Genomic DNA, 22,053 nt, shown 5'->3' with positions numbered 1-22,053 from the left:
CATCGTCGAATCGAAACCACAGGAGCTTCGATGTCAGCGGGCAGGAGCTACGATGCAAAGACGCAAGACGTTTCTGTAGGAATCTAGATGGCGCTGCCAACAGTCCTGAAGCGTGCCGTTCCGAAGAACGTGCAATCGGCTGTCAAGCGTTTTCTATGGCCTGAATACTCCCCTGTACCTCCCGGTCAGAAAGTCATTGAATTCTGGGTGGATGTGGTGAGTGGCTGCAATCTCCGCTGCACCGCCTGTCCCGTCGGCATGCCCGAGTACACGAACAGCATCGGCCAGAAGCTGACGGAGATGCCGATCGAGCTGTTCGAGAAGATCTGCCTGAAGGCCAAGGCCGACACCAATGGCAACTGCCGCTTTGGCCTGTACAACTGGACCGAGCCCACGCTCCATTCCAAGCTCCATGAACTGATCGCCTGCGCCGAGAGCCATGGCGTTCCCTGCGGCATCTCCTCCAACCTCAATTACGACTACGACTGGTCCCTGCTCAAGCCCCTGCGTCTCTGGAACTTCACGATCACGGTGTCGGGCTTCACCCAGCGCACCTACCAGATCAACCACAAGGGCGGCCGGATCGAACCGGTGCTCGCCAACCTGATCCGCATCTCCGAAACCCTCGGCGACTGGGAATGCTTCAAGAACATCGACGTGCGTTATCTGGTACACAAGGAGAACCTGCATGAGGTGCACCTGTTCAAGCACTTCTGCGAAAAGCTGGGGATGAAATTCAGCCCCTACCACGCCTATTACATGCCCATCGACAAGATGTTCGACGGGCTCGAAACGATCCCCCCTGAACTCGAGTACATCTACTACAGCCCCCAGCTGGTCCAGCAGGCCATCGGTGACCACCGATCACAGAACTGCTTCATGCGCGAGTCCCAGGTCTGCCTCGACCACGAAGGTAACTTCTCGGTCTGCTGCGTGCAGTCCCCCTCCGCCCCGTCGATCGCCAACTACCTGGACACCCCCTACCAGGTGATGCAGGCCAAGCGCTATGGCAGCGAACTCTGCAAGAAGTGCACCAGCACCGGCATTAATATCTTCGCCACCTATGGCATGCAGGAGCCGCCGGAGATCCAGCAATCAATCGAGAACCTTCTGCCCGTCGATCTGAAGGATTTTCGCTGATCCGTGACCTCCATTGACTCAGGCTCGCGCCTCCGCACGGTGTCGGACTCCCCTGCCGAGGCGGACGCCCCCGCCTACGACTATCTGATCGTCGGCTGCGGGCTGTTCGGTGCCACCTTTGCCCGGCTCGCCACCGATGCCGGCAAGCGTTGTCTGATCGTCGAGCGCCGCCCCCACATCGGTGGCAACTGCTATACGGAGAAGCTGGAAGGCATCAACGTCCATCGTTACGGCGCCCATATCTTTCATACCAGCAACAAGGCCGTCTGGGCCTTCGTGAACAGGTTCGCTGAATTCAACAACTATATCAACTCGCCCAAGGCGATCTCCGGAGGCAAGCTCTATTCACTGCCGTTCAACATGAATACCTTCTACGAGCTCTGGCAGACGCGCACGCCCGAGGAAGCCCGCCAGAAGATCGCCTCGCAGCGCTTCACCGGCGAACCCACCAACCTGGAGGAGCAGGCCCTGTCGCTGGTGGGGAAGGACATCTATGAGACCCTGATCCGCGATTACACCCGCAAACAGTGGGGCAAGGACCCCCGTGAGCTGCCCGCCTTCATCATCAAGCGGCTGCCGCTGCGTTTCACCTACGACAACAACTACTTCTCCGACCGCTACCAGGGCATTCCGATCGGCGGTTACACGGCCTTGTTCGACGCCATGCTGGAGGGCATCGAGGTCCGCCTCAACGTCGATTACTTCGCCCACCGCACCCCGTTGGGGCGCCTGGCCCAGAAGGTGGTCTATTCCGGCTGCATCGACCAGTACTTCGACTACGCGCTCGGGCGGCTGGAGTACCGCTCGCTGGAGTTCGACAACGCCGTGGTGGAGACCGACAACTTCCAGGGGAATGCCGTGATCAATTACTGCGATACCCGCGAGCCCTTCACCCGGATCATCGAGCACAAGCACTTCGAAGGCTCCAGCTCCCCGGTCAGCGTGATCACCAGGGAATACCCCCGGCCCTGCAGCGGTGACGCCATCCCCTACTACCCGGTCAACGATGCCCACAACCAGGGGCTGTACCGGCGCTATCAGGAGCTCTCCCAGGGCACGGAGAACGTGATCTTCGGCGGCCGTCTCTCCGAATACAAGTACATGGACATGCACGTGGTGATCGAATCGGCGATGAACCGGTTCCGCAGCGAGAGCCGTCAGGCGTCGGCCTGAATCAGCCCGCCACCGAGGAGCACCTCGCCGCTGTAGGCCACCGCCGCCTGCCCCGGAGCCACCGAGAACTGGGGCTCGGCGAAATCGAGCCGGGCCCGATGGGGCCGTCCGGCGGCATGGTCGGCGGCCGTTTCGGGCAGGGGCGTCAGCAGGGCCCGCTCCGGCAGGCTGCGGTAGCGCACCTGCACCTCCACCTCGATCGGCCCGCTGGGCGGCGCGATCGACACCCAGTTGATGGCGCCCACCACACAGGACTGGCGCGTTGCCTCCCGCCGGGGGGCCACCACCACCCGGTTCATGGCCCCATCCAGCCGCACCACATGAAGCGGTTCGCTCCAGGCCACCCCCAGCCCCTTGCGCTGGCCGATGGTGAAGTGCTCGATCCCGTCGTGCTGCCCGAGCACCGTGCCGTCCGCCAGCACGATCTCGCCCTGGCGGGGCGCCAGGTAGGCATCCAGAAACGCCCGCATCGAGCCGTGGTGGTCGGCCAGGCAGAGGTCCTGGCTTTCGGGCTTGGCGGCGGTGCGCAGGCCGAGGCGTGCGGCCTCGGCGCGGGTGGCCTCCTTGGTGAGCTCACCGAGGGGGAAGACCAGCCGGCCCAGCACGGACTGGGGCAGGTCGTAGAGGAAGTAGCTCTGGTCCTTGTGGGAGTCCAGGCCCCGCAGCAGCTGGTGGCGGCCGTCCTGCCGCAGGCGGGCGTAGTGGCCCGTGGCGAGGCGGCCGATGCCGCGCTCCGCCTCGGCCCACTCCAGCATCGGAGCGAACTTCACCGCCCGGTTGCAGCGGGAGCAGGGCAGCGGGGTGAGGCCCTCGCCGTACCCCTCCACCAGGAAATCGACGATCTGCTCCTGGAACCGGGTCCGGGAATCGACCACATGGTGGGGAACCCCCAGCTGGTCGCAGATGCCGGCCGCATCCACCAGCCCCTCGGCGCAGCAGGCGCCCTTGCCGCTCATCAGCCACAGGGTGAGGCCCTCCACCTCCCAGCCGGCCGCCACCAGCAGGGCCGCGGTCAGGGAACTGTCGACGCCGCCGGAGAGGCCCACCGCCACGCGCCGTTCACCCGGCCAGTCGCCAAGGCGTGCGAGCACCTCGGCCACCTCGGGGGTGACAGCGGGCGGCTGGGCGGGGGACTCAGATGGAACGGAGACCGTGGCGGCGGTGGGGCTCAAGGATCCCGATGGGTGGAACGGGCGGACAGCTCCATCATGGGAGAGCACTGCTCGGGCCGCCGTGAACCTCGGGCCGATGCCCACCGCCTGGCCGCCGGCGGATGCCGATCACGTCCTGGTGAGCGGCGCCGCCATGGCCGCCATCGAGCAGGAGCTGTTCGCCAGCGGCCTGCCGGTGGAGGCCCTGATGGAGAAGGCCGCCCTGGCGGTGAGCCGCCGCCTGGCGGAACGGCCGGGTCGCGACCGCCAGCATGGCCTGCTGGTGCTCGTGGGTCCGGGCCATAACGGCGGCGATGGGCTGGTGGTGGCCAGGGAATGGCACCTGGCCGGGGGCCGGGTGCGGATCTGGTGCCCCTTCGAGCGTCGCCGCCCCCTCACCGAGGCCCACCTGCGCCATGCCCGCTGGCTCGGCATCCCCGTGCTGGAGGCCCCGCCCGATCCGGGCGATCCGGCCCTCTGGGTGGATGCCCTCTTCGGCATCGGCCAGCAGCGCCCCGCCGGCCCACTGATCGAAGCCCTGCTGGAGAACCGGCAGCAGCGGCGGCCCGGCGGCCTGGTGGCCATCGATGTCCCCACCGGCCTGGACGCCGATGACGGTGGCCTGCTCGGCGGCGTGGCCGCCACGGCCGCCACCACCTACAGCATCGGCCTGATCAAACGGGGGCTGGTTCAGGACACGGCCCTGCGCTGGGTGGGGCAGCTGGAACGGATCGACCTCGGATTGCCGGCCGCCCTCCTGGGCCGACACGACGGCGAGCCGCTGCTGGGCCTGGGGGCCAGCGACCAGTGCTCCGCCCCCTGGCCCCTCCCCGATCCGGCCGCCGGGAAGTACGCCCGCGGTCGCCTGCTGGTCGTCGCCGGCAGCCGCCGCTTCCGGGGGGCCGCCCACCTGGCCCTGGCCGGCGCCACGGCGTCCGGGTGCGGCAGCCTCCGGGCCGCCCTCCCCCAGGAGGTCACCTCCCACCTCTGGCAGATCCACCCCCATGTGGTGCTGGAGCCCGGCCTGGGGGCCACCCCGGCCGGGGGGCTGGCCCTGGCGGATGTTTCTGCGGGCTGGCTGGATCGGCTGGATGCGGTGCTGCTGGGTCCCGGTCTGGGCGGGGTCGGCCCCGCCGGTGCGCCGCCAGCGGCGGAGATCGAAGGCCCGGAACGGCAGCGCTGGCAGGACCTGGCCGACTTCGGCGGCCTGCTGGTGCTCGATGCCGATGGGCTCAACCGCCTGGCGGCCTTGGGCAGCGACTGGCTCCAAACGCGCCGGGGCCCCACCTGGATCACCCCCCACACGGAGGAGTTCCGCAGGCTCTTCCCCGACCTGGCCCCGCTCCCGCGGCCGGAGGCGGCAGCGGCGGCGGCCCGCCGCACCGGCGCCAGCGTGCTGCTCAAGGGGGCCCGCAGCGTCGTGGCGGCCCCCGACGGTCGCCGCTGGCAGCTGCTGGCGGCCTGCCCGGAGGCGGCCAGGGCCGGACTCGGGGATGTGCTCGCCGGCTACGCGGCTGGCCGGGGGGCCCTGGCGCTGGCCGCCAGGGGGGGGCCTCAGGCCGGGGCGCCGGCCGATGCCGACTGGCTGGCCGCCGCCGCCCTCGACCATGCGCTGGCCGGAATCCGAAGCCGGGAGCGGCACGGGGCCGGCGGGGCCACCCCCCTTGAGGTGGCCGAGGCGCTGGCACGGGGAGCAACAGCTCCGGAGCAGGAGACGTGGCAGGCGCAGCCGTTGCTGGACTGAAGAAACAACCGCTCGGATTAGGCCAGGGAAGGCCACTTCCCCATCTGGCGACACTGCAGGCTCTTCGTACAGATCCACGGAAGATTTAGCCCTTTGCTCATCCAACCGGAGCCAATCACTAAAGAAATCCGATTGTGTGTGGGTTCACATGTAAATCCTTAAAAGTTGTTCCAGACACTTTCTGCCCCTGCCAGTGGGTGGATAATCCGTTCACACTTTCGAAGGCGCCATTACGCCCCCTCCTATGACCGTCTCCGCCGTCGCGACGAGAAGGGAGGGCTCCACCCGCAGAGGGAGTGATTCCATCACCTGGTACCTCACCTCCATCGGCAGAGAGCCTCTGTTGACCCCGGCCGAGGAGATCGAGCTCGGCAACCAGGTGCAGGCGATGATGCACCTGGTGGAGGAATCGAAACCCGGATACTCCATCCAGGAGAACAAGACGATCAAGGTCGGCCGCCGCTCCAAGGAGCGGATGATGCGCGCCAATCTTCGTCTCGTGGTGAGCGTGGCCAAGAAGTATCAGGGCAAGGGCCTCGAACTGCTCGATCTGATCCAGGAGGGCTCCCTCGGCCTCGAGCGTGCCGTCGAGAAGTTCGATCCCACCCGGGGCTACAAGTTCTCCACCTATGCCTTCTGGTGGATCCGCCAGAGCATGACGCGAGCGATCGCCTGCCAGTCCCGGGCCATCCGCCTGCCGGTGCACCTCAGCGAACGGCTGACGACGGTGCGCAAGGTGAGCCTGGAGCTGGCCCACAAGCTCGGCGCCATGCCCAGCCGCCGGGAGATCTCCGAGGCCATGGCCATTCCCGTCGAGGAACTCGATTCCCTGCTGCGCCAGGCGCTCACCATCTCCAGCCTGGATGCTCCCATCCATGCGGAAGACGGCCGCAGCTTCCTGGGCGACCTGATCGCCGATGGTTCCGCCGAGGAGCCGCTGGATCGCATCGAGCGGGGCATGCACCAGGAGCAGCTGGCCGAGCTCATGGGCCACCTCTCGGCCCAGGAGAAGGAGGTGCTGGCCCTCCGCTTCGGCCTCGACGGCATGGAGCGCCACACCCTGGCCGAAATCGGCCGGCAGCTGGATGTCTCCCGGGAGCGGGTGCGGCAGATCGAACTGAAGGCCCTGCGCAAGCTGCGCACCCTCTCGACCCGCAGCGCCGTTCCCCTGTCCTGATCGGCCAGGCCCTCAGCGGCGGCCCCCTCCCACCAGAACCCGCTTCAACCAGCCCTTGGCCTGGAGCCCGGCGATCTTCAGCCGGCTCTCCCCCTTGAGGCCCCGGTCGCGGCGGATCTGGATCGGAGCCTCGCCGACCCTTTCCCAGTCCGGCAGCCAGCAGTTGTCGGCCCGTGGAAACCAGAACTCAAACACGGATGTCGTTGAGATGGGCAGCAACTTGCCGAGGATCGAATAGATCGACTGATCGTGGCGGTGCTCCTTGAACCCCTCCAGATTGGGGGAACGGGACGGGCAATCGTCGATCATCGAGAAATCCTCGCTGAACACCCTGACCCAGTGCCGCATGAAGTCCATGGCGGCAGGGCACTTGCGCACGAAGAAGGTGGTCGCCCCCAGTTGCTGGGTGTCCGTGATCTCCGGCCGGTCGCGCACCGCCAGCCGGTCGAGCAGGTCGCCCTTCGTCCACCTGGCCTCCAACTGGTCGGGGAACTGACGGCCCTCGTAGACGAGGGATCCGTTGGGAGGCAGACACTCGAAACCCTGCAGGCCTGAAGGGGCCGCCGCGGCCATGGAGAACAGCTCCAGCAGGCGCTCCCGCCCCGCCGGGTTGAGATGGCAGCCGGAATCAACCCAGTGCACCAGGTCGCCATCCTGTAGGCGCTCAAGGGTCTGAAGAACGATCTGGGGCTTCCAGGCGTAGTAGCCGAAACCCCGGTGCTCCGGTGTCAGATAGTCCTTGAAACGCTGGCGGAACGAAGGATCGAGATCGGACTCGGAAGCCCCCACGATATCCGTGTACACCCCCATCTCTTTCGCCTGGCGGCATAGGCGGCGGCGGGCCACTTTCATGCGGTGATCCGTGAAAGTGACAAGTACACGCTTGGCCATCAGAGCCGCTGCCGTCCAGGCAATTTCAGCGATCCTAACATCGACTCAATGCAAGAAGATCGCCTGGTCATCATGACGGAAGGCTGGGAAAGAGCAGGGACATTTCAACAATCCCGGTGGGCAGAAGTCAGCCCCAACCAAGCTGTTCCAGCCACATCCCAGCTGTTCCGGCAACGCCCGCGCCGTACCGCCAACAGCCCGCTGTTCAGTCGTCGGCCCAGATGTAGCGGGTGAGTTCACTGCCATCGGGCTCGGGGGCCGCCAGGGCGAACTCGACGCAATCGGCCACGACGGCATCGATCTCCCGGTCGATCTCCTTGAGCTCCTCGGCCGCGGCCAGTCCCTCCTCGACCAGACGGCCGGCCAGTTGCTTGATGGGATCACGCTTGGCCCAGAACTCCTTCTCCGCCGCTTCGCGCAGTTCGTCGGGATCCGCCAAGGAATGGCCGCGGAAGCGGTAGGTGAGACATTCCAGCAGGGTGGGGCCCTCACCGGCCCGGGCCCGGGCGATCGCCCGCTGGGCCGCCGCCCGGACGGCCAGCACATCCATGCCGTCGACCTCCTCGCCGACCATGCCGAAACCGGCTGCCTTGCGCCAGATCTCCGGCTCGCTGGTAGCCCGGTTGTGGTCCATGCCGATGGCCCAGCGGTTGTTCTCGACCACGAACAGGATCGGCAGTTTCCACAGCGATGCCATGTTCAGGCATTCGTAGAACTGGCCGATGTTGCAGGTGCCGTCGCCGAAGAAGGCCGCCGTCACCGCATCGCTGTCGGCCTGGCCGAGGGCATCACGCTTGTAGCGGCTGGTGAAGGCCGCCCCCAGCGCCACGGGGATGCCTTCGCCGATGAACGCATAGCCGCCGAGGAGATGGTGCTCCCGGGAGAACAGGTGCATCGACCCGCCCCGCCCCTTGCTGCAGCCGGTGGCCTTGCCGAACAGCTCGCTCATCACCTCCCGGGCCGGCACACCGCAGCTCAGGGCATGGACATGGTCGCGGTAGGTGCTGCAGAACCAGTCGTGCTGGAGGCGCATCGCCCGGATCACTCCGGTGGAGACGGCTTCCTGACCGTTGTACAGATGCACGAAGCCGAACATCTTGCCGCGGTAGTACATCTCGGCGCACTTGTCCTCGAAGCGGCGCCCCAGGGTCATGTCGCGGTAGAGCATCAGGCCCTCCTCCCGGCTGACACTGGCCCGCTCGGCGGGGTACAGGCCCTCGAGCCGCACCGCATGGCTGCCGGCCTCCTCGGTCGAGGAGCTTGCCCCGACGATGCCGGGCTGCGCTGCCCGCGCCGCGGTCAATTCCTGAGTCATGGCAGGAAGGCGATGCGATTCGTGGCCACGACTGTACGGGGTCCGTTCCCTGATGACAGTCAAAACCACTGCCTCTGACTACAGTCGCGCCCCAGCGGCCTCATCGGATTGGACCTGCCGATCGATCACTTCCGGTTGCTGGGCGTCTCTCCGTCCGCCGACGCCCAGGGGGTCCTGCGCACCCTCCAGTCGCGGCTGGACCGGGTGCCCCACGGGGGCTTCACCCAAGAAACCCTGCAGGCGCGGGCCGACCTGCTCCGCGCCAGCGCCGACCTGCTCTGTGACCACGACCGGCGCGCCGCCTACGAAGCGGAACTGACGGGGCTGGCCGACACCGCCGGCTCCCTGCAGCCCGCCCTCGAGATCGCCACCACCCGCCAGGTGGGGGGTCTGCTGCTGCTGATGGAGGGGGGCCAGCCCCTGGACGCCTTCGAGCTGGCCAGCCGCTGCCTGCAGCTGCCCCAGGCCCCCACCCTGGGCAGCGGCCGCGAAACCGATCTGACCCTCCTGGCGGGACTGTCCTGCCTCGAGGCCGCCAAGGAGCTGGAGGAGCAGCGGCGCTTCGAAGCCGCCGCCCGCACCCTGCGGCAGGGCCTGCAGCTGCTGCAACGTCTCGGCAGGCAACCCGAGCTCAGGGAAACCATGAACGCCCGACTGGATCGGCTCACCCCCTATCGCGTCCTCGATCTGCTCAGCCGGGATCTGGCCGCCGGCACCGAGCGGCGCGAGGGACTGGCGCTGCTGGAGCAGCTGGTGCAGCGGCGCGGGGGCCTCGAAGGGGATGGCGATCCCCACTTCCCCCGCCAGGACTTCCAGACCTTCTTCCACCAGATCCGCTCCTTCCTCACCGTCCAGGAACAGGTGGATCTGTTCAGCCGCTGGGCGGCCAGCGGATCCGAGGCGGCCGATTTCCTGGCCACCATCGCCCTCACCGCCTCCGGTTTCGCCCAGCGCAAACCCGAACGCATCGCCGATGCCAGAAACCGCCTGCAGCGCAGCGGACGGGAGGGCGTCGAGCCGCTGCTCGCCAACCTGCACCTGCTGCTGGGGGAGGCCGACACGGCGAGGGCCTGCTTCGACAGCGGCGCCAGCGAGGACCTCAAGGCCTGGGCGGCCGCCAAGAGTGACGATCCCCTCGGCCAGCTCTGCGCCTACTGCAGCGACTGGCTGGTGCGGGACGTGCTGCCCGGCTACCGGGACCTGGAAGCGGAACCGGACCTGGTGGCCTACTTCAGCGACCGGGACGTGGTGGCCTACGTGGAGCGGGAGGACCAGCGCCGGGGCCGTGCCTACCTCTCGGCGCCGGCGGCGCCGGCCGCTGCGGCCCCTCCCCCCTTCCCCACCTTCGACACCCCTGACTTTCCGGCCTCCGCATCCTTCGCTCCCCCCGCCTCGGCCCCGGAGGCCTTCGCCCCCCTTTCTGCACCGGGCGCAGAACCGGATGCCGACGACGACGGGGAACTGGATGACGAGGTGCCCCTGCGCTGGCCCGTGCCCCCCCGGCCCTGGCTGCTGGCGGGCGGCGCCGCCCTGCTGCTGCTGCTGGCCGGCGCCTGGGTGCTGCGGCAGCGCCAGAGCGCGCCGCCACCGCCCCCGCCGCCGGCTCCACTGCCGGCTCCCCCCGCCAAGCCTCCAGCCGCCAAGCCCCCAGCCGCCCCGGCAGCCACCCCCGGGCCGGCGATCAGCCAGAGCCTCACGCCCCTCACCAGCCCCCGTCCGGATGCGGCCCAGGTCCGCCGGCTGCTGGAGAACTGGCTGACGGTCAAGGGCGATGTGCTGGCCGGTGAGCCCATGCCCCAGGGCCTGGATCGCATCGCCCGGGAAGGGCCGGTGGAGCGGCTCGCCAGCGAGCGCCGCAGTGATGCCGCCAAGGGCCAGACCCAGCGGCTGGACGTGCGGATCACCGACCTGACCCTTTCGGAAAGCGGGCCCCGGCGCATCGTCGCCGTCGCCCGGCTCCGCTACAGCGACCGGCGCCTCGATGACAAGGGGACGGTGGTGGAGACCACGGCGCCCATGGAGCTGCGCAATGGTTATGTATTCGGACGCGACGGCGACAGCTGGCGCCTGGTGGCCACCCAATCCCTCAACTGATGTTCGACGAACTCTCCCAGCGCTTTGAAGACGCGGTCAAGGGACTGCGGGGCCAGGCGGCCATCTCGGAGACGAACGTCGATGGCGCCCTCCGCGATGTGAGGCGGGCCCTGCTGGAGGCCGATGTCAGCCTGCCGGTGGTGAAGGAGTTCATCGAGGAGGTGCGGCGCAAGGCGGTGGGCGCCGAGGTGGTGCGCGGGGTGAGCCCGGACCAGCAGTTCATCCAGCTGGTGCACGCCCAGCTCGTCGAGACCATGGGCGGCGCCAATGCCCCGCTGGCCCGGGCCGCGGAAGGGCCCACCGTGATCCTGATGGCCGGCCTGCAGGGCGCCGGCAAAACCACCGCCACCGCCAAGCTGGGCCTGCACCTCAAGGAGCAGGGGCGGCGCGCGCTGCTGGTGGCCGCCGACGTCTACCGGCCGGCCGCCATCGACCAGCTCCAGACCCTGGGCCGCCAGATCGGTGTGGAGGTGTTCAGCCTGGGCAGCGACGCCACCCCGGAGGCGATCGCCGCCGCCGGCGTGGCCAAAGGGCGGGAGGAAGGCTTCGACACCGTTCTGGTGGACACCGCCGGCCGCCTCCAGATCGACACCTCGATGATGGAGGAGATGGTCCGGATCCGGGAGGCTTCGGCCCCGGATGAGGTGCTGCTGGTGGTGGATTCGATGATCGGCCAGGAGGCGGCCGATCTGACCAGGGCCTTCCACGAGCAGGTGGGCATCACCGGCGCCGTGCTCACCAAGCTGGACGGCGATTCCCGCGGCGGGGCCGCCCTCTCGATCCGCAAGGTCAGCGGCGCCCCGATCAAGTTCATCGGCACCGGCGAGAAGGTGGAGGCCCTGCAGCCGTTCCACCCCGAACGGATGGCCAGCCGGATCCTGGGCATGGGCGATGTGCTCACCCTGGTGGAGAAGGCCACCAAGGAGGTGGAGCTGGCCGACGTGGAGAAGATGCAGCGCAAGCTGCAGGAAGCCAGCTTCGACTTCTCTGATTTCGTGCAGCAGATGCGCCTGATCAAGCGCATGGGCTCCCTGGGCGGGCTGATGAAGCTGATCCCGGGGATGAACAAGATCGACGACGGCATGCTCCGGCAGGGGGAGAGCCAGCTCAAGCGCATCGAGGCCATGATCGGCTCGATGACCGAGGCCGAACGCCGCCAGCCCGAACTTCTGGCCGCCCAGCCCTCCCGCCGCCGCCGCATCGCCGCCGGCAGCGGCCACACCCCGGCGGATGTGGACAAGGTGCTCGCTGACTTCCAGAAGATGCGCGGCTTCATGCAGCAGATGACCCGGGGCGGGATGCCCGGGATGCCGGGCATGGGCGGCTTTCCCGGCATGGGTGGCGGCATGCCGGGGATGGGCGGCATGCCCGGCATGGGCGGAATGCCGGGAATGGGTGGCATGCCGGGGATGGGCGGCCCCGGTGGCCGCGGCGGCGGCCAGCCCCGCAAACCCCCCAAGCCGGCCAAGAAGCGCAAGGGATTCGGCCAGCTCTGAGCCGGCCTGTAGGATTTGGGGCTGCATTTCGAGCACCCTTTTCCAGATGATCAAGCTCCGGCTGAAGCGGTTCGGCAAGAAACGGGAAGCGAGTTTCCGTCTGGTGGCCACCAACAGCACCTCCCGCCGCGACGGCCGTCCGCTCGAGGAACTGGGCTTCTACAACCCCCGCACCAAGGAAACCCGCCTCGACGCCGAGGCCATCCGCGTCCGCCTGGGCCAGGGAGCCCAGCCCACCGACACCGTGCGCAGCCTGCTCGAGAAGGGCGGTCTGATCGAGAAGACCACCCGCCCCGCCGAGACCGTCGGCAAGCTCAAGCAGGCTGCGGCACGTGAAGAGGCCGCCGCTGCTGCGGTCAAGGAAGCGGCCGCCGCCAAGGAAGCCGAGGCCGCCAAGCAGGCCGCTGAGGCCGCCGCCGCCGCAGAAGCGGCTGCTGCCGCCGCCGCCGAACCTGCCGCCGCCGAGGCCTGAGCGAGCTCTCCTCCACGTTCGCCCTGCCCGACAGCGCCGCCGCCATCGCCCTGGCCGGCACGGACGGTGCTTCGCTGCGTCGGCTTGAAGCCCTCACGGGTGCCCAGATCGTCCTGAGGGGCCTCGATCTTCAGATCCGGGGCCGCAGCTCCCAGGTGGAGCGGCTGCAGGCCCTGGTCCAGCTCCTTGAGCCGCTGTGGCAACGGGGCGAACCCATCGGACCGGTGGACATCCAGGCGGCCCTGACGGCCCTGGACACGGGGCGCTCCGACCAGCACCGCAGCATGGGGCTCCAGGTGCTGGCCACGAGCGTCACCGGACGCCCCCTGCGTCCCCGCACCCTGCGGCAGAACAGCTATGTCGAGGCGATTGAACGCCACGACCTGACCCTGGCGATCGGGCCCGCCGGCACCGGCAAGACCTTCCTGGCCACGATCCTGGCCGTGCGGATGCTGCAGGAGCGCAAGGTGGAGCGGCTGGTGCTGACCCGGCCGGCGGTGGAGGCGGGCGAACGGCTGGGCTTCCTGCCCGGCGACCTGCAGCAGAAGGTGGATCCCTATCTGCGTCCCCTCTACGACGCCCTCCACGGGCTCCTGGGTCAGGAGCGCACCAGCCAGCTCCTGGAGAAGGGCGTGATCGAGGTGGCCCCCCTGGCCTTCATGCGGGGACGCACCCTGGCCGATGCCTTCGTGATCCTCGATGAGGCCCAGAACACCACCTGCGCCCAGATGCGCATGGTGCTCACCCGGCTGGGGGAGAACTCCCGCATGGTCGTGACCGGTGACACCACCCAGATCGACCTGCCCACGGGCCAGCTGAGCGGCCTGGTGGAGGCGGAGCAGGTGCTGGCCGGGGTCGAAGGGGTGGCGATCTGCCGCTTCTCCGACGCCGATGTGGTGCGCCATCCGCTGGTGCAGCGGCTGGTGCAGGCCTACGCCCGCCGCGATGCCCGCCCGGGCCACCCCCCAGCCAGGAAGCGGACGGACGCCCCCCCTGCCCGATCGGAACCATGAACTCGGAACCATGAAGAGCGCCGAAAGTCTGCGCATCCCGGCCCAGATCGCGGTGGCCGCCCTGGTGGCCTACTCCCTGGGATTCTGGTTCACGAGCCTGTTTCCCGGCTACCTGCCCAAGATCGGCGGGCTCTGGTCGGCGATCTCCGCCGTCGTCGTGACCCAGGTCACCCGCAAGGATGCGGCCTCCTCGGCCTCGCTGCGGATTCTGGGGTCGGCGATCGGCGCCATCACCAGTGCGGTGTACCTGACGCTGCTGCCCTTTCACCCCCTCGGCATGGCCCTGGCGATCTTCGCCACGGTGATGATCTGTGCGGCCATCAACGTGCCCAGCCACGGCCGTCTGGCGGCGATCACGGTGATCGTCGTGATGGTCACCGGCAGCCTCGATCCGGCCCTGAGTCCTGGTGTGAACGCCCTGCTGCGCTTCCTGGAATCCTGCATCGGCACGGGCGTGGCGCTGCTGGCGGTGTGGCTCTGGCCCGGATCGCGGCGCCAACCTGTGGACGAGGCCTGAAGCCTGTCCTCACAAGGGGGCCCGCATGGGGAGATCCGAACCGGCGCCCCCGCCGCAACCCTGGGGCCGCTGGCAAGATGGATTCAGTTTGAAATGCCAGCGCCATGCCGGCCCGCAGCAACTTTCAGGAAGCGATTCGCGAAGCCCAGTCCAGCGCCCTGGTCGGACCCAACGTGGTCAACAAGGCCCTCCCCTATGTGGGCGGCGGCATGGTGCTCACGGCCGTCGGTGTGGTCGGTGGCCTCTCGATGATCGGCAACCCGATCTTCATGCCCCTGTTCTGGGTGTCGCTGATCGGCAACTTCATCCTGTTCTTCGTGGCCCAGAACGCCGCCATGAAGGGCAACAACGGCACCGCCCTGCCGATCCTGGCCACCTACAGCCTGATCACCGGCTTCACCCTCAGCGGCATCGTGGCGATGGCCATCGGCACCGCCGGCATCGGAGCGATCGGCACCGCGGCCCTGGCCACCGGCATCACCTTCGTGATCGCCTCGGTGGTGGGCCGCAACATGAGCGACAACCTCGGTCAGGCCCTCAGCGGGGTGGTGGGCCTGGGCATCGTCGGCCTGCTGATCGCCATGGTGGTGCAGCTGGTGGGCGGGATCTTCATCCCCGGCTTCGGCGGCAACGGTTTCGAGCTGATGATCGCCGGCTTCGGCACCGTTCTGTTCGTGGGAGCCGCCTTCGTCGACTTCTACACCATGCCCCGCACCTACAGCGACGACCAGTATCTGGCCGGCGCCCTGGGCATGTACCTCACCTACATCAACCTGTTCATCTTCATCCTGCGCCTGATCATCGCCCTGCAGGGTGGCGGCCGCCGCGACTGAGGCCGTCCCAGGCATTGATCGTTCTCGTCATCCAAGCCTTCCCCATGGGCCTGTCCGTTCCGGATGGGTCCTTCTTTTTTTGTCGCGATCCATCGGCGCCGGTCAGCACGATCTCCCGCCCCACCACCGTCACGGCCACCTTCACAGCCACCGTCACGACCGCCATCACCGCCCATCTCCAGGCGCCTCTGTGGCGACCATCGGCGGACGCCCCCCGACGGCCCGGCTAAGCTCCCACCGACTCCTGCCCGACCCGCCAGGCATGGCCCAGCACCAGGGGCAACCTGCACGCCGCCTCGGCAGGCGTGGCCCCATCACCTTCTGAACACAACGGAAACCCCATGACCAAAACGGCTCTGATCACCGGGATCACCGGCCAGGACGGTTCCTACCTGGCGGAGTTGCTCCTGGAGAAAGGGTATGTGGTGCATGGGATCAAACGGAGGGCCAGCAGCTTCAACACCGACAGGATCGACCACCTCTACCAGGATCCCCACGAACAGAATCCCCGCCTGGTTCTGCACTACGGCGATCTGACGGACTCCACCAATCTGATCAGGATCGTTCAACAGATCCAGCCGGACGAGATCTACAACCTCGGAGCCCAGAGCCACGTGGCGGTGAGCTTCGAAAGTCCCGAATACACGGCCAACTCCGATGCCCTAGGCACCCTGCGGATTCTGGAGGCCGTCCGCATCCTTGGGCTGACCGACAAGACCCGCATCTACCAGGCCAGCACCAGCGAACTCTATGGGCTGGTGCAGGAGATTCCCCAGAAGGAAACCACCCCCTTCTATCCCCGCAGTCCCTACGGCGTGGCCAAGCTCTACGCCTACTGGATCACGGTCAACTACCGGGAGGCCTACGGCATGTACGCCTGCAACGGCATCCTGTTCAACCACGAAAGCCCCCGGCGGGGAGAGACCTTCGTCACCCGCAAGATCACCCGGGGTCTGGCCCGCATCGATGCCGGTCTGGATCAGGGCCTGTTCATGGGCAACCTCGACTCCCTGCGGGACTGGGGTCACGCCCGGGATTACGTGGAGATGCAGTGGCGGATGCTGCAGCAGGAGAAACCCGAGGACTTCGTCATCGCCACGGGGCGACAGGAGTCGGTGCGCCGTTTCATCGAGCTCACCGCCGAGGAACTCGGCTGGGGCGGCATCGTCTGGAGCGGCAGCGGCGTCGAGGAGACGGGCGCCCGGCGCGACACCGGCGCCACGGTGGTACGCATCGACCGGCGCTACTTCCGGCCGGCGGAGGTGGAGACCCTGCTGGGGGATCCCACCCGGGCCCGGGAGCGGCTGGGCTGGACCCCCACCACCACCTTGGAGGAACTGGTGGCGGAGATGGTGGCCACCGACAAGGAGGAGGCCGCCAAGGAGGCCACCCTGCGGCGGGAAGGGTTCACCGTCGTCGGCTCGATGGAGAATCCCCCCCAGGTCGGAGTGACGGCCGCCCCGTGAATCGGCCCGCGAAACGCCGCTATGGTCAGGGCCATGACCCGTTCTCGTCGAAGCGGACCTTCGCTGGAACGACGCCCCCTCCCGCGGTCCGCAACCCCGCCCGGCAGCGCGGGGGCCTGACGATTTCCCCATGCTGATCTCAACGAACGATCGGATCTTCATCGCCGGCCATCGCGGCATGGCCGGCTCGGCCATCGCCCGGCGCCTGGAGGCGGAAGGCCACCGCCACCTGCTCCGCGTCGGCCGCTCGGACCTCGACCTCATGGACAGCCCCGCTGTGGCGGCCTGGTTCGCTGACCAGCGGCCCGACGTGGTGGTGCTGGCGGCGGCCCGGGTGGGGGGCATCCTCGCCAACGCCACCTATCCGGCCGACTTCCTGCTCGACAACCTCAAGATCCAGCAGAACGTGATCGAGAGCGCCTGGCGGCAGGGCACCCGGCGCCTGCTGTTCCTGGGCAGCAGCTGCATCTACCCCAAGCTGGCCGAGCAGCCGATCCGGGAGGAGGCCCTGCTCGGCGGGCCCCTGGAGCCCACCAACGAGTGGTACGCCATCGCCAAGATCACCGGCATCCAGCTGTGTCGCGCCCTGCGGCAGCAGCACGGCTTCGATGCCATCAGCCTGATGCCCACCAATCTCTATGGCCCGGGCGACAACTACCACCCCACCAACAGCCATGTGCTGCCCGGCCTGATCCGCCGCTTCCAGGAGGCCCGCGAGACCGGCGCCGAGGAGGTGGTCTGCTGGGGCAGCGGCAGCCCGAGGCGGGAGTTCCTCCACGTCGATGATCTGGCGGATGCGGCCCTGTTCTGCCTGCGCCACTGGCAACCGGGCGCCGAAGAGCTCCAGCACATCAACGTGGGAACGGGAACGGACGTGAGCATCAAGGAGCTGGCCACCATGGTGGCCGAGGCGGTCGGGTTCCGCGGACGGATCGCCTGGGACACCTCCAAGCCGGACGGCACCCCCCGCAAGCTCCTGGATGTGGGCCGCCTGGCCGCCCTGGGCTGGCGGGCGACGATCCCCCTGCCGGACGGACTGCGCCGCACCGTGGCGGAGTTCGTCAGCGAGCGGGCCAGCGGCGCCGAGGTGCGGCTGTGAGGATCCTCGTCACCGGGGGCGCCGGCTACATCGGCAGCCATGCCGTCCGGGCCCTGACCAGGGCGGGGCACCAGCCCGTGGTGCTCGACAACCTGGTCTACGGCCATGCCGACATCGTCGAAAAGACCCTGAAGGTGCCGCTGGTGCTGGGCCAGGTGGGCGACCGTGAGGTGCTCGAACCCCTGCTGCGCGGCCGCCATCCCGCCCTGGACGGCACCGCCCTGGAGGGCAAGCCGATCGAGGCGGTGCTGCACTTCGCCGCCTACGCCTATGTGGGCGAATCGGTGACCGATCCCGCCAAGTACTACCGCAACAACCTGGGCGACACCCTCACCCTGCTCGAGGCCCTGGTGGCCACCGAGCGGCCGCTGCCGATCGTGTTCTCCTCCACCTGCGCCACCTACGGCATCCCCCAGCAGGTGCCGATCACCGAGGACCACCCCCAGGCCCCGATCAATCCCTACGGCCGCAGCAAATGGATGGTGGAGCAGCTGCTCACCGACTTCGCGGCGGCCTACGGCCTGCCCAGCGTGATCTTCCGCTACTTCAATGCCGCCGGCGCCGACCCCGACGGCGATCTGGGGGAGGACCACAACCCGGAGACCCACCTGATCCCCAGGGTGCTCGACACCATGAGCGGCCGGGAGCCCTACCTGCAGATCTTCGGCGACGACTACCCCACCCCGGACGGCACCTGCATCCGCGATTACATCCACGTGGCCGACCTGGCCGACGCCCACGTCCTGGGCCTGGAGCGGCTGCTGCGGCTGCGGGAACGGGAGGAGAGCGAGCGCCGACCGCTGATCTACAACCTCGGCAACGGCACCGGCTACTCGGTCCAGCAGGTGATCGAGACCGCCAAGGCCGTCACCGGCCGCGGCCTGCTGGCCCATGTGGCCAAGCGCCGCGACGGTGACCCTCCCCAGCTGGTGGCCGGGGCCACCCGGGCCCACCAGGAACTCGGCTGGCGACCCCGCTTCCCGGAGCTGGAAACGATCATCGAGCACGCCTGGGCCTGGCACCAGCGGCGTCACCAGGGCTGAGGCCACCGTCCACCGGCCAGGGCCTGGCCAGGGGTTCGCCGATGAACACCCCCTGACCGGGCATGGCCACACTGCGCCAGTAGCTCTCGATCAGGGTGTCGCCACGGAGGTAGTAGGCGAGCAGCAGGCCGGGGTCGGGAAACTTGGCCGGGAAACTGCATGGTTCCACCACGGTGCCGTAACTGCCGGTGGCGCCGGCCTCGAGCCAGCGGAGCGCACTCATCTGCGGGCTGTCGGTCAGCTGCCCCCCGAAGGAGGTGAGATGGTCGGCGACGGCTCCGGGCCGGAAGCGGTTGGTGCGCAGGCCCACGGGGAAGGCCAGCCCGGTGACGTAGGCCATCACGTCCTGGGCGCCCACCAGGGTGTCGCTCTCGATGATCCGCACCCGCAGGCGGGAGCCGATGGCCGCCATGACCCGGTCGTAGCCGGCGGCCCGTCGGTTGCGCCTGGCATCACTGGTGCTCAGCAGGTAGGCCGTCCCCGGCGGTGCGGTCCCGTCCGAGGCCACGCCCTGCTGGATCAGGCGCCTGGCCGCCGCGGCGCTGGTGGCCGCCAGCATCATGCTGGGCCGCACCCGCAGCTGATCCCAGGGGCGACGCACGTCACCGCGGGCGAACAGGGGGCTCAGGGCGGTGGTGCGGCAGCCGCTGGCGCAGAAGCGCGCATCGAGGCCGAAGCTGAAGGCGCTGGTGATCGACTGGCAGCCGACCCGGTACGGGGCCGTCCAGGCCAGGGCATAGACCTGGACATGGGCCGGGGTCTGCCGGTCGACGCTGGCCTTGATGCGGCGGAACAGCCCAGGGCTGAGCGAGGCCTCCCCGGGCGGGAAGCGCACCCGGATCACCTGGTCCGGGGGGATCAGCCGGGCCGCCTGGTACTGCCGCCCGATGGTCTCGCTGAGGGGATCGGCGGCGTTGATGATGATCGCCAGGTGCCGGTGGTCGAGGGGACCGCGGGAGGGAGGCCCGGCGCCGAGGGAGCGTTTCCCGCTCCAGGGGCTGCCACTGGCCGCCAGGGCCAGGGGCAGCAGCAGCGCCACCCCCACGGCCAGGCGGCGACGCCACGCACGTGGCGGAGGAGGGGCCATGGCGGAAGCGGTGAGGCTGGGGGCTGGGCCGGCAGTGGCGGCTGCGCAGCCGGATCAGTCCTGGGAAGGAGGGGCGAAGGGAGTGGGTGACACGAGTTCAAGGGCTGTCGGACGGCGATCCAGACGACGTCCTGCCCTGCGGCGAGTCCAATCGTAGGACCAGCCCAACGTCGTGCAGGACTCCGGTAGCGGCCTAGATTTGAGGTCACCGGCGTCCCAGATCGTTGCCATCCCGATCCCCTGGTCCGCCGGGCTGATGCAAGCCTCAGATCTGAGCTCCCCTCGTGTGACCCGGAGGCGACTCCCCGACCGGAATCGGCACCCCGCCACAGCCCCGATTCCCCAGCCGCCGATTCCAGCTCCCTTTCCGCCTCACCGTTGATGCCGCTTCTCCATCGCATCGCCAGACGACTCCCCAGCCCCCTGCTAGCCCCCCTGACCGACCAGAGACCCGCAGCACGTCTGATCCGGCATTCGGCGAAGAAATACTGGAAGCTTCTGGCGCTCAACTTCTCCACCAGCCTGGTCGCCAGCCTCAGTGAGGGCGCCACCCTCGGGATCATCTTTCTTTCGGTCAGCCTGATCAGTGCTCCCGAGAACAGTGACTGGAGCAAGATTTCCGTCCTCGGATACCTGAACCAGCTTCCCTGGCTGCAGGACTGGCTGAACAGCACCCTCAGCAGCCGCTCCGGTCGCGACGGCATCTTCATCCTGCTCCTGGCCACCGCCGTGGCCCTGCAGGGCCTGATGGCCGCGACCAGTTACATCAACAGCGTCAGCACCGCCGTGATGGGGGCCCGGATGGGCACCGAAATCACCGCCAAACTGAACGATCGGGTCCTCTCCCTGACCTTCGGCTGTGCCAGCCGGTACCGGGTGGGCGACCTGCTGAATTATGTCGGCTCCGGCGGCAGCACCGTTCAGAAGGAGATCAACCTGGCCAACGGGCTGTTGATGAACAGCCTGCAGCTGATCATCTACCTGGCCATCCTGGTGGCCATCTCCCCATGGCTTCTGCTGGTGGCCTTCGCCATGGCCAGCGTCATGCAGGCCATCCAGAAAGTGCTGCTGCCCCGGATTCGCAGGAATTCACGCGAGCAGCAAAAGGTGGGCGTCGAACTGTCCAGCCATCAGAACGAGCAGATCCAGGGTCTGCGGCTGCTGCACAGCACGGGTCAGCTGGAAAGTTCCAGGCAGAAACTGAAGGCACTGCTCGGCGAAAGCAAACGTCTGTCCATCCGGCAGAGCAAGCTTTCGAACGTCGTTCAGCCGATTTCCAACATGCTGCCGATCATCTCGATCGCCATCATCGCGGCACTCAGTCTGATGGTGTTCAAGGATCGCAGCAGCGGCGTCCTGCCGAGCCTGGTGACCTTCATCATCGCCCTCCAGAGACTCAACCAGAGGGTCGGCACTCTCACAGGCCTGGCCACGGGCTATGCGGCCAACAGTGCCAATGTGGAGCGTCTGAACGAGATCCTGCGCGATGACGACAAGGAATTCATCCGCAACGGCGGCGTGCCCTTTACGGCACTCCGCGATCGGATTCAGCTGGACGACGTTTCCTTGCGCTATAGCCCGAATCTGCCGGAGGCCCTCTCCTCCATCCAGCTGACGATCGGCCGCGGCCAGACAGTCGCCCTGGTCGGCTCCAGCGGCGCCGGCAAGAGCTCCATCGCCGATCTGCTGGTGGGTCTGTACGAACCCACCGGCGGCCGGATCCTCGTCGACGGCGTCGATATCCGGACGATCAATCTGGCCAGCTGGCAGCAGCGGCTGGGGGTCGTCAGCCAGGACACCTTCCTGTTCAACGCCAGCATCGCCAGCAACATCGGCTTCGGCGTCGACAACGCCTCCATGGACGACATCATGGCGGCGGCCGCCAAGGCCCAGGCGTCCCGCTTCATCAGCGACCTTCCCGAGGGCTACGACACCAAGATCGGAGAACGGGGCTACCGGCTCAGCGGCGGCCAACGCCAGAGAATCTCCCTGGCCAGGGCGATTCTGCGCCGACCTGAACTGCTGATCCTCGATGAGGCCACCAGTGCCCTCGACAGCCAGAGCGAACGTCTGGTGCAACAGGCGATCGAACAGTTCGAGCGCCAGCACACCGTTCTGGTGATCGCCCACCGTCTCAGTACGATCGTCAATGCCGACGTGATCTGTGTGCTCTCCGAAGGAAGAATCGTGGAACGGGGCCGCCACCATGAGCTGCTGGCCCAGGAGGGTGTTTACGCCAGACTCTGGAGTGACCAATCCAAACACCCCCAGCAAACGTCCCTGTCGGCAGCACCCGTCTGATGGCTTTCCCACTCACTGAGCCGACCTTGCAGGAGCCCGAA

18 protein-coding genes are annotated in these 22,053 nt (G+C 68.0%); 14 read left to right on the top strand and 4 right to left on the bottom strand.

From position 1 onward, the window contains the following. Window positions 1-87: 87 nt before the first annotated feature. Together KUG39_RS03775 and glf are read left to right on the top strand one after the other, a co-directional pair. Window positions 88-1,140, top strand: coding sequence for a radical SAM protein (locus KUG39_RS03775; RefSeq protein ID WP_353615234.1), 1,053 nt, complete (start codon window positions 88-90; stop codon window positions 1,138-1,140). Between the two features lie 39 nt (window positions 1,141-1,179). Then, the gene (gene glf, locus KUG39_RS03770; protein WP_216913065.1) at window positions 1,180-2,313 is read left to right on the top strand and encodes a UDP-galactopyranose mutase; all 1,134 of its coding nucleotides are present in this window, start codon (window positions 1,180-1,182) and stop codon (window positions 2,311-2,313) included. On the opposite strand, the gene mnmA is transcribed toward glf, so the two are convergent. After that, window positions 2,298-3,413, bottom strand: a complete 1,116-nt coding sequence (mnmA, locus tag KUG39_RS03765) for a tRNA 2-thiouridine(34) synthase MnmA (RefSeq protein ID WP_216913079.1) — start codon at window positions 3,411-3,413, stop codon at window positions 2,298-2,300. The two genes, glf and mnmA, sit on opposite strands and share 16 nt — an antisense overlap. 148 nt (window positions 3,414-3,561) lie before the next feature. Between mnmA and KUG39_RS03760 the strand changes: the two genes are divergently transcribed. Together KUG39_RS03760 and KUG39_RS03755 are read left to right on the top strand one after the other, a co-directional pair. Then, window positions 3,562-5,208 carry an NAD(P)H-hydrate epimerase gene (locus tag KUG39_RS03760; protein ID WP_216913063.1) on the top strand — a complete coding sequence of 549 codons (1,647 nt, stop codon included), beginning with the start codon at window positions 3,562-3,564 and terminating at the stop codon, window positions 5,206-5,208. A 244-nt stretch (window positions 5,209-5,452) separates the two neighbouring features. Then, window positions 5,453-6,385 carry a sigma-70 family RNA polymerase sigma factor gene (locus KUG39_RS03755; protein ID WP_216913061.1) on the top strand — a complete coding sequence of 311 codons (933 nt, stop codon included), beginning with the start codon at window positions 5,453-5,455 and terminating at the stop codon, window positions 6,383-6,385. 12 nt (window positions 6,386-6,397) lie between these two features. Here the strand turns inward: KUG39_RS03755 and KUG39_RS03750 are convergent, their stop codons facing one another. Both KUG39_RS03750 and pdhA read right to left on the bottom strand, forming a co-directional pair. Then, window positions 6,398-7,237: a hypothetical protein gene (locus KUG39_RS03750; protein WP_216918215.1), complete on the bottom strand. Its 840-nt coding sequence runs from the start codon at window positions 7,235-7,237 to the stop codon at window positions 6,398-6,400. A gap of 244 nt (window positions 7,238-7,481) precedes the next feature. Continuing rightward, window positions 7,482-8,591: a pyruvate dehydrogenase (acetyl-transferring) E1 component subunit alpha gene (gene pdhA / locus KUG39_RS03745; protein ID WP_190611115.1), complete on the bottom strand. Its 1,110-nt coding sequence runs from the start codon at window positions 8,589-8,591 to the stop codon at window positions 7,482-7,484. A gap of 108 nt (window positions 8,592-8,699) precedes the next feature. On the opposite strand from pdhA, the gene KUG39_RS03740 reads away from it, so the two are divergent. From KUG39_RS03740 to galE, 9 genes are all read left to right on the top strand, one after another. Beyond that, window positions 8,700-10,685 carry an ARC6/PARC6 family protein gene (locus KUG39_RS03740; RefSeq protein WP_216913057.1) on the top strand — a complete coding sequence of 662 codons (1,986 nt, stop codon included), beginning with the start codon at window positions 8,700-8,702 and terminating at the stop codon, window positions 10,683-10,685. Continuing rightward, on the top strand, window positions 10,685-12,181 hold the full coding sequence (gene ffh, locus KUG39_RS03735) for a signal recognition particle protein (RefSeq protein ID WP_216913055.1): 1,497 nt from the start codon (window positions 10,685-10,687) through the stop codon (window positions 12,179-12,181). Before KUG39_RS03740 ends, ffh begins: the two co-directional genes overlap by 1 nt. 46 nt (window positions 12,182-12,227) lie before the next feature. After that, on the top strand, window positions 12,228-12,653 hold the full coding sequence (rpsP, locus tag KUG39_RS03730) for a 30S ribosomal protein S16 (protein WP_094585505.1): 426 nt from the start codon (window positions 12,228-12,230) through the stop codon (window positions 12,651-12,653). Continuing rightward, complete coding sequence (locus tag KUG39_RS03725) at window positions 12,650-13,666, top strand: PhoH family protein (protein ID WP_216913077.1); 1,017 nt, start codon at window positions 12,650-12,652, stop codon at window positions 13,664-13,666. Before rpsP ends, KUG39_RS03725 begins: the two co-directional genes overlap by 4 nt. 10 nt (window positions 13,667-13,676) lie before the next feature. Beyond that, window positions 13,677-14,183, top strand: a complete 507-nt coding sequence (locus tag KUG39_RS03720; RefSeq protein ID WP_216913053.1) for an FUSC family protein — start codon at window positions 13,677-13,679, stop codon at window positions 14,181-14,183. A gap of 104 nt (window positions 14,184-14,287) precedes the next feature. After that, entirely contained in the window at window positions 14,288-15,016 is a 729-nt protein-coding gene (locus KUG39_RS03715; RefSeq protein WP_106220722.1) for a Bax inhibitor-1/YccA family protein, read from the top strand. A gap of 341 nt (window positions 15,017-15,357) precedes the next feature. Continuing rightward, on the top strand, window positions 15,358-16,482 hold the full coding sequence (gmd, locus tag KUG39_RS03710; RefSeq protein WP_216913051.1) for a GDP-mannose 4,6-dehydratase: 1,125 nt from the start codon (window positions 15,358-15,360) through the stop codon (window positions 16,480-16,482). Between the two features lie 130 nt (window positions 16,483-16,612). Then, a complete protein-coding gene (locus tag KUG39_RS03705) occupies window positions 16,613-17,581 on the top strand; it encodes a GDP-L-fucose synthase family protein (RefSeq protein ID WP_216913049.1) in 969 nt (322 codons plus the stop codon). Then, window positions 17,578-18,624: a UDP-glucose 4-epimerase GalE gene (galE, locus tag KUG39_RS03700; protein ID WP_094585499.1), complete on the top strand. Its 1,047-nt coding sequence runs from the start codon at window positions 17,578-17,580 to the stop codon at window positions 18,622-18,624. Before KUG39_RS03705 ends, galE begins: the two co-directional genes overlap by 4 nt. On the opposite strand, the gene KUG39_RS03695 is transcribed toward galE, so the two are convergent. Next, window positions 18,578-19,711 (bottom strand): TIGR03790 family protein, encoded by a 1,134-nt coding sequence (locus KUG39_RS03695; protein WP_286192923.1) that lies wholly within the window; start codon window positions 19,709-19,711, stop codon window positions 18,578-18,580. The two genes, galE and KUG39_RS03695, sit on opposite strands and share 47 nt — an antisense overlap. Before the next feature lie 381 nt (window positions 19,712-20,092). Between KUG39_RS03695 and KUG39_RS03690 the strand changes: the two genes are divergently transcribed. After that, the gene (locus KUG39_RS03690) at window positions 20,093-22,012 is read left to right on the top strand and encodes an ABC transporter ATP-binding protein (RefSeq protein WP_216913047.1); all 1,920 of its coding nucleotides are present in this window, start codon (window positions 20,093-20,095) and stop codon (window positions 22,010-22,012) included. The last annotated feature ends 41 nt before the right edge of the window (window positions 22,013-22,053 follow it).

It is taken from the genome of Synechococcus sp. CCAP 1479/10 (assembly GCF_019038515.1).
In the GTDB taxonomy this organism is placed as follows: domain Bacteria; phylum Cyanobacteriota; class Cyanobacteriia; order PCC-6307; family Cyanobiaceae; genus Cyanobium.
Note: the sequence above shows the minus strand (reverse complement) of the source record. Positions and strands in the feature narration are given on the sequence as shown.